Source organism: Leuconostoc sp. (assembly GCF_965300815.1).
Map to the genome: position 1 here is coordinate 33,458 of NZ_CBDKZH010000001.1, position 8,251 is coordinate 41,708.

An 8,251-nucleotide genomic window follows, 5' to 3' on the forward strand; every position below is an offset into this window, starting at 1 on the left:
ATTACGGCCATTGATTTTGTGATGACGGGCTTATATACACTGATGATGCGCTATGTTGAACAAATTACCGAAATTAATCGCAAGCGGCGGGTAATTCAATCACAATTTGGGCATCAAAAACGCACAACAAAGCAAATGAATGACTTGTTGCGTTTGCAGACTCAGATGATTTATATCCAAAACTCACTGGCTAATAATCATGTGATGTTAGATACCTTTAAGCTCGACTTTGAAGATAGGTTGTCTAATTTTGAAATTGAGCATATTGACGATGTCCGCGTCGAAATTAGTCAAGCGGAGCACATGGCTGATTTGGCGGTAGCAGTGATTGCATCGGTTGTTGACGCCTATGGTAACTTGAGTAGTCGTGATTTGGATTGGACCATGAAGCTCCTCACGGTCTATTCAATTGTCTTGACGGTACCAACGATTGTGAGTGGTTTTTATGGTGAAAATGTCAAATGGTTACCGTTTGCCGATATGCAAAATAGTTGGTGGATTTCCATTTTGATTACACTGGTGTTAATGGGACTTGTGAGTCTGTTGTTAGCACTGAACGGCTTTTTCAGAAAATAAGGATAACGCATGAAACAGTTAGAAGAACGGATTAAACAAGAAGGTCGTGTGCTTGGCGAGGATATTTTGAAAGTTGATGCTTTTTTGAACCATCAAATTGACCCTGAATTGATGCAAGCGATTGGGGCAACTTTTGCGCAACATTTTCAAAATGACAAGATCGATAAAATTTTGACGGTGGAGTCATCAGGCATTGCACCGGCTGTCTTTACCGGTTTGGCCTTACACGTGCCGGTGGTTTTTGCGCGCAAAAATAAGTCGTTGACATTACCCGACGGGGTTTGGACCGCTGACGTTTATTCGTATACGAAGCAGACAACTAATCACGTGATGATTGATCAGCGTTTTCTTGGTGCCGGAGAACGTGTGTTGATTATTGATGATTTCTTGGCGAATGGGCAAGCCGTGGCTGGGTTACTTGACATTGTTGATCAAGCACAAGCAGTTGCAGTAGGTGCTGGGATTGTGATTGAAAAGTCATTCCAAAAGGGTCGGCAATTGTTAGATGACCGTGGTTTACCGGTAGTCAGTTTAGCGCGGATCAAAGCCTTTCGAGATGGGCAAGTTGAATTCGACTCATAAACATGTTTCACGTGAAACACAAAAAGCGCAGCGGTTAACCGCTGCGCTTTTTGTGAATAAAGAAGAGGAGATGTGTCTATGCGGCCGCATGATTAAAATTTACGGAGTAAGGCATAAATATTTTGGTCAAGTGTTGCGGCTGAAATGGCTAGGTTTTGTGTCACAAAGTCCATTACCAAACCCATGATGCCGGATACAATAAAATTGATTTCAATCGTATCGGGGCTATTGTTGGGTAAAGTGGCTTCGAGCGCACAAGCTTTTTGAATAAAGGCAACTTTCACTTGCTGGAAAACAGCGGCGCCAATGGTTGGCTGACGTAACAAAACAGCCACTGTGTCTTGGTGACTGCCAATGTAGGCCACAAGCTGATGACTTAATGCTTTGAGGATCGCATGGTTTTCTGTTGTTGTCGGGTAATTTTGACTGAAAATCTGGGTGATATCGCTGATTAAACTCGCCACAAGGTGATCGTGGAGATCATACATATCGCGGTAATAGCGATAAAAAGTACCGCGATTAATATCAGCAGTATCGGCTAATTGCGCCACGGTGATTTTATCAAGGGGCTGTTGGGCTAATAACTGAATAAAGACTTGTTTAATTTGCGCTTGCGTTTTGATTTGTCTGCGATCCATGACTTGTTGTTCCTCAATTGGCTGAGATGTGTGCGATAAGCGACACATCAACGAGATGTGTTTATTGTAACATGCCATTCAGCGCGATAGACTGGGGATAAGCTAAGTTTTCAAACCACGGTTAAAGGAGCAAGCCATGCATTTTAGATTAGCAGTTGTGCCAGAAATTAATTATTTATCGACGTTAGTTGCCGACGCCTTTAAGCATTATGCGTTATACCAACAAACGATTGGACAAACTTTTACAAAAAAGGCAGACTATCAGCGTTTTATTCAGCAATTACACGCGGTACATGTTGCCGTCAACGTTCACCTTAAAAAAGCGTTTGTTGTTGAAGAGCAGCAACAAATTGTGTCGGTGGTCATTTTAGATTCGCCGCAATTACCCACCGCCAGTATTTGGCAGTATTTGAAATATGGCGGTTTAAAATTATTGCCGTATGTCTTGACCCATCAATTGGGCCGATTTTTACAGATGTTAGATGATGCCGAAAAAGTCCCACAACAAGATCAGCAGGCCAATTGGCATGTTAATTTATTAGCAGTCAATCCAGCACACCAAGGTCAGCAAATTGGATCAAAAACATTAACCCAATTTGTTTTACCATATGTTAAAAAGCACGGTGGGCAACAGGTATCATTAATTACCAACACGGCACGTAACGTGGCTTTTTACCAGAAAAATGCTTTTCAAGTGATTGATGAGCGCGTGCTCGCCTTTCAGACAACCCAAGTTAAGTCTTGGGCGTTGGTCCGACAAGTTTAAACGACTTCACAAAACAGACACGTCGCTATTTTGCAACGTGTCTGTTTTGTTAATGTCTCGGGTTAATTGGTATAATAGGAACAATGATAATTTTCTTATGACGGCCGACAGGTTGATGAGACACGTCGTACTGGCCATGAGAAAGGAGAGCCCCGTGACAATACATATTATTCCGGATTGGCAAGATTACGCCAGACGTTTACCTGAATTCAATGATAGTGTGCATCAAGCACAACTTTTTCTGTCGCAAGGTCAAGCAGTCGAGTTGATTGTGATTGATTTTTTACCACATTTAAACCAGATTTTATTGCACACGGCATTGACTGAAACCAAAGTTTGGGCGGTGCATGATGTGTTGCAGCGGGTAAGACTTACTGCTGATCGCCCAGTGGCGGTCACTGATTTTACCTGGCCAGCGCAGGCACAATTTATTTATTTGCCGGATCGCATTTTAGTGCAAGTTGATGATCAACTTTATGCAACAGTGTGGTTAGATCAAGCATGGCGTACGCGCATTGTGGCGATCGATTTGTGGACCGACGATAAACGCACCCAACAATTGCTGATTGATTACCGTGGTTTTGTCTCACGGGTAACCACGTTTAATGCGCAAGGTGACAAAATACGCCAAGATTACTTAACGCCTAGTGGTGCAGTTGCCGTACAAGAGGATTGTGTCTCTGGGGCGGTGACCACGCAGCAAGACTGGACTGCGCAAACACAATTTAAAAATATGACGGAACTCGTGGTGGCAGCATTGGCACATCATTTAGATAACGTCCCCGCGGAAGAGAATTTGATCATCGCCCAGAGTCAACGGTCAATGTTTTTAATTAGTCAAATCTCACCCAAGCAGCCGGTGATATTGAGTTATCAAGCACAACGAACGAATCCGCAGTTAGCGCAAGCTTTGTTATTACAAATCACTGGTATCGTGTCACACGCCGTGACAGATACCCAAGCCCAATATGATAAGATTGTGGCCCAATTGGCGAATCCAGAGCAATTGGCAATTATTCCACCATTTCCTGTGCAAACAGCGGAACTGCCCAACCTACAATTGCCAATTGCAATTATCTATTGGGTGGCCGAAGATTTGAATCAGGCCGATTTTGAAGCAGTTCGTATCGCCATGACGCGGCAACCAGAGGCCATTGTTTTCATTGAAACGGCGCAATCGCATACCGAATTTGATGCGTTAATTAAAATTGCGAGTCAAACCGCAACGAATGCGCATGGCTTAGTCGATGAAGCCAGTCAAGCGGCTTATCAAGGCCGTTTCCAGTTTATACCACCACAAGATGAAACCCAGCGTTTGCAATATATGTCTAACACACGGGTTTTGCTTGATCTTGGTGAAACGCCCGACCAATTTATGCAAACGGCCGCCCTCGCTTATGCCGTGCCGCAAATTAACCGCACGGTTACCGAGTATGTTTTACCAGAAAAAAATGGCCAAATTGTGACAGATCAGGCGGAATTAGTAGCGGCATTACAAGGCTACTTAACAGCGTCACAACGCGATCAGGTCGTGAAAGAAACGGCTCGAGAATTAGGGCAAACAATGAGTGATGAGTATCTATGGATTAAGTGGCAACAAGTCTTTAATAAAATCAAGCAGCAGCGTCAGTCATCATGATGACACTGTGGCATCGTGCAAGGTAGGATAAATGGCAGAAATTTCAGTACTTCAAATTGGTGCCGAGGATTGGACACCACAAATTAAAACAGCCAAAATTGATTGGCAATATACCACAATTTTAGATTTACCCACCCGACTGGCCTTGCAAAAGGATCCGTATGTTTTAGAACAAACCTATGTTGTGCTAACCGATGAGACGCTTGACAGTACGTTGTTATCAAGTCAGATCAGTGACTGGCCAGCGCGACGCGTTTTATATTTTGCACAACAGATCACCCCAGAATTTCAAGCGATCTTAGACGAACGTCAGGCTTTTCGTATTGCCGAAAAAACACCTCAGGCAGTCGCTGAACGGATTTTAAGCGATTTTCAATTTGAACAAATCGGGTTTTCAACCCGTTTTAGTGAAACACAGTTTATCCCAATGCCACCAGAAACAACGCACTTTGAACGGCAAGGCCGGTTTTCAGCGCGTTTTAGTGGTGATTTTGGGGATGCGTGGCAACAAATTGGGGTGTTAAAAACATTTGCCGCCGATTTTGCAGCGACAACAGAGAACGTGGTGTGGTTAGATTATGAACAAAGTGGCACGGCGGAAGTTCAGTTGCAGTTTGTTTTCTTTCGTGATGGGCATATTCAATTACGCCAGACCGTTACTGGGGACCAATTACGGCAAGTAACGACGGTTGGTGGTTTGCAGGACTATGATAATTATCAAATTATTGTTTTAGCACGGGGACACGGTGTTTTGGATTTGCATGTGCTACACCAACGGCGATCACGCCACGGCGTAGGGGTGTTGATGCCAGGGGATGATTGGCAATTAACGGCTGAAAACGAGGAAATTTTAAGTTATTTCGACCCAGGTGACCGTCAGGCACCATTAATTGTGAATTTTTCTGGTATTCGCTTGCATGTGGATGGCTTTGAAATGCGCGGGCCACTGCGTGAACTTGGGACGCCGTATTTGCTCTTTACGGATACGCGGATGCAAGGTGGTGCGTTTGATATTGGGACCGAATTATATGAAAAAACCGTGATTGAAACGATTAAACGGGCAATGGCGACGCTGAATTTAAAACCAGAAGACGTTATTTTAACGGGTTATTCAATGGGAAGCTTCCCAGCGATGTATTACGCGGCTGATATTAAGCCGCGTGCCGTCGTGATTGCCAAACCCATTATTAATCTGGGGACATTTACGGCTAATCCTGATTTCCCTCACGGCTATAATCAAGATTGGACGTTGGATGTCCGGCGTTATTTAGCTGGTCGCATGGCACCGGAAGATACAGAACCGTTGAATCAGATTTTTTGGGAACATATTCAAAATGTCGATTGGTCAAAAATTGCGGTAGAGCTGTTAACCATGACAGATGATGAATATGACGGAAAGAGTTTGCCGGAATTGTTGGCTTTCTTTCAGTCACGCGATACACCATTAACACACGAACGAGAGATTGGGACACATACGGCTAAAATCCCCGAAATGGTTCAATTTATGACGGCAGCGCTGGCCAAGTGGCGTGATATCATCCGACAGGAGGCACAATAAGACTTATGCAATATCAAATTTATTGGACGCCACAAACGCACTTGTTAGAATTACAAGGAGCAACTGTTGATTTTCGCGCTTTGGACACTGTGTTTTATGAACACTACTTCTTGCCAAGTGGGCAAGCCGTTGTGACCTGGCATTCAAAACAAACCTATGATAAGCAGCAACAATTAGCTGACTTGCCACAACTGGTGCCCGGTGAAACGTATACGATAACACGCCACATTGAAAATAGTGAGCGAATGTTTGCCTATTTAGTCGTCACTTTTTATGATCAACAACACCAAGTGTTATTGCACAATAGCCAAAACCAAGATGAAATCACTGTGACGGTGCCAGAGAACTATGATTTTTACACGATTGGGTTGCATGCTGCTGGAGCTGGGCATTTCACTTTTCATGATATTTTGATTCGCCCAAAGACAAATGGCATCTTACGTGACAGTGATACGGAGATTGCCCCACGTTTTTATAGCGATGTGCAAATCCCAAAAGTTGTTACGTCTAAAACGCTACGGGTTGTTTTTTCAGAGCCTGAACGTGGTGTGACGGATTACATGTCGCGTTGGATTAAAACAACGCAGCAAGCAGTTCAATACATTGCCAGCAGTTTGCCGCAAGCAGCGTTTTATCGGCAACATGAAGCAGCGATAATTGCGAATGTGAAAGCGACCCGTCGCAAAGTCCGCGCCCGTCACATTGAGTTTGTCGGCTATGGGCCAATTTCAAGTTATGCAGCACTCTACTATCAAAGTCAGATTAAAGGCAGTGCGGCAGTTATTAGTGACGATGTCAATTTGGCACCGACGCCAGCACTTAAGATTGCGCGGACGGTCACGCGGGTAAGTTATTTAGGACATCCCATTGCGCCCAATTTGGATACGCCGGTGTTATTACCGCATCCAGCATATGAACGGTTAGATGCGTTGCACTATGACACGCCAACCCCAGAAGAGGTGCGCCGTCAAGCAGCATATGATGCGGCACATCCTAAGAAACGTGGTTTGACGCAATTTTTTACCAAAAATAAAAAATAACACGCCAAATTGCTTGGCGTGTTAAATCGTGCGTGTTTTGGTTGTCAGGGTAACGGTGCTCGTACTTGTGAGCGTGTTCGTCTGGGCTTCATGAATGGTAACCTGCCAAACTTGTAAGCGGTGCCCAACGCTAATCGGCGTAGCGGTGGCCACCAGGGTGCCTTGAGAGACAGGGGCGAGGTGATGGGTATTGAGGGCCACACCAACAGCGACTTGCCCTTCAGGGAGCGTGGCATTGGCCCCTAGTGAAGCGGCGGTTTCAGCCAAAAGGGCATTCACGCCACCGTGCACAAGGCCGTAAGGTTGCATCAGTTGTTTTGTCACGTCGACGGTGACGATTGTTTTTTCTGCCGATAATAATGTGGTTTTTAAACCTAAAAGTTCTATAATGTTCATAGGACTAAAATCCCCTTTCTGAATGGAGTATAACATATGACAACTTGGCACGCCGTAAAAGCGTACAACGAAATTTTATTTGAAACGAATGCTGACGGGAAAAATCCTGGGCAGGTTGCAAAAATCACGATGAACGATGTTAGCACACACAATGCCTTTACCCCTGGCATGGTGGCTGAAATGATCGATGCTTTCACGATTGCGCGTGACGATGCGCGCATCGGGGTGATTATCCTGACTGGTGCAGGGGATGAAGCCTTTTCCTCTGGTGGGAACCAGAAGGTACGTGGTAATGGTGGTTACGTTGGTGGCGACGGCATTCCACGTTTGAATGTCTTAGATTTACAACGTTTAATGCGGATTATTCCAAAGCCAATCATTGCCATGGTTAAAGGCTGGTCAGTTGGTGGCGGGAACGTTTTGCAACTAGTGGCCGATTTAACCGTGGCGGCTGACAACGCTAAGTTTGGCCAAACTGGCCCAATGGTTGGGTCTTTTGATGCGGGTTATGGCTCCGGCTATCTTGCCCGTGTCATTGGTCACAAGCGCGCCAAGGAAGTCTGGTTCTTAAATCATTTCTATACAGCGCAAGAAGCTTATGACATGAATTGGATTAATAAAGTGGTGCCACTTGCTGAAGTTGAAGACGCCACAATGGCCTGGGCTGACGAACTGCTCACTAAATCGCCAACTGCTTTGCGCTTTATTAAAGCGGCCATGAACGCGGATACTGATGGTTTGGCTGGCTTGCAACAATTTGCTGGTGATGCCACACTGCTGTATTATACGTCTGACGAAGCCAAAGAAGGCCGTGATGCCTTTAAAGAAAAGCGGACACCAAACTTTGATCAATATCCAAAGTTTCCATAAATCATAATGGCGAACCCAGCTGGTTTGCCTGTTACGAAAAAACACCACATGAAGTTGTGGTGTTTTTTTGCGCGTTAAGATTGTTAAAAAGCTGGCAACCGTGTATTTTGATTGTTAAATATGAGTTTTAAATGAAAAATATTTGACAAAAAATCTCATATAATGCACAATAACAGATAAGAGGAT

At 44.5% G+C, this 8,251-nt stretch carries 9 protein-coding genes; 7 read left to right on the forward strand and 2 right to left on the reverse strand.

Annotation, left to right across the window (positions count from 1 at the left end; translation table 11 throughout):
- A partial coding sequence (locus ACW12G_RS00175; RefSeq protein WP_455647015.1) for a magnesium transporter CorA family protein occupies positions 1-576 on the forward strand: 576 nt, incomplete at its 5' end.
- A 9-nt stretch (positions 577-585) separates the two neighbouring features.
- The gene (locus ACW12G_RS00180; protein ID WP_095653101.1) at positions 586-1,158 is read left to right on the forward strand and encodes a xanthine phosphoribosyltransferase; all 573 of its coding nucleotides are present in this window, start codon (positions 586-588) and stop codon (positions 1,156-1,158) included.
- Positions 1,159-1,250: 92 nt separating this feature from the next.
- On the opposite strand, the gene ACW12G_RS00185 is transcribed toward ACW12G_RS00180, so the two are convergent.
- Entirely contained in the window at positions 1,251-1,796 is a 546-nt protein-coding gene (locus tag ACW12G_RS00185) for a TetR/AcrR family transcriptional regulator (RefSeq protein WP_048699947.1), read from the reverse strand.
- Between the two features lie 136 nt (positions 1,797-1,932).
- Between ACW12G_RS00185 and ACW12G_RS00190 the strand changes: the two genes are divergently transcribed.
- The 4 genes from ACW12G_RS00190 to asp3 all read left to right on the forward strand — a co-directional run bounded on the left by ACW12G_RS00190 (position 1,933) and on the right by asp3 (position 6,799).
- Positions 1,933-2,562 carry a GNAT family N-acetyltransferase gene (locus ACW12G_RS00190; RefSeq protein WP_146975907.1) on the forward strand — a complete coding sequence of 210 codons (630 nt, stop codon included), beginning with the start codon at positions 1,933-1,935 and terminating at the stop codon, positions 2,560-2,562.
- 154 nt (positions 2,563-2,716) lie between these two features.
- Positions 2,717-4,201: an accessory Sec system protein Asp1 gene (asp1, locus tag ACW12G_RS00195; RefSeq protein ID WP_455647016.1), complete on the forward strand. Its 1,485-nt coding sequence runs from the start codon at positions 2,717-2,719 to the stop codon at positions 4,199-4,201.
- A gap of 31 nt (positions 4,202-4,232) precedes the next feature.
- The gene (asp2, locus tag ACW12G_RS00200; RefSeq protein ID WP_455647017.1) at positions 4,233-5,759 is read left to right on the forward strand and encodes an accessory Sec system protein Asp2; all 1,527 of its coding nucleotides are present in this window, start codon (positions 4,233-4,235) and stop codon (positions 5,757-5,759) included.
- Positions 5,760-5,764: 5 nt separating this feature from the next.
- Positions 5,765-6,799, forward strand: coding sequence for an accessory Sec system protein Asp3 (gene asp3 / locus ACW12G_RS00205; protein WP_010004608.1), 1,035 nt, complete (start codon positions 5,765-5,767; stop codon positions 6,797-6,799).
- 21 nt (positions 6,800-6,820) lie between these two features.
- Here asp3 and ACW12G_RS00210 read toward each other — a convergent pair whose 3' ends face one another.
- Entirely contained in the window at positions 6,821-7,195 is a 375-nt protein-coding gene (locus ACW12G_RS00210) for a PaaI family thioesterase (RefSeq protein ID WP_048699954.1), read from the reverse strand.
- Between the two features lie 36 nt (positions 7,196-7,231).
- Between ACW12G_RS00210 and menB the strand changes: the two genes are divergently transcribed.
- Positions 7,232-8,065 carry a 1,4-dihydroxy-2-naphthoyl-CoA synthase gene (gene menB, locus ACW12G_RS00215; protein WP_010002553.1) on the forward strand — a complete coding sequence of 278 codons (834 nt, stop codon included), beginning with the start codon at positions 7,232-7,234 and terminating at the stop codon, positions 8,063-8,065.
- Positions 8,066-8,251 lie beyond the last annotated feature (186 nt).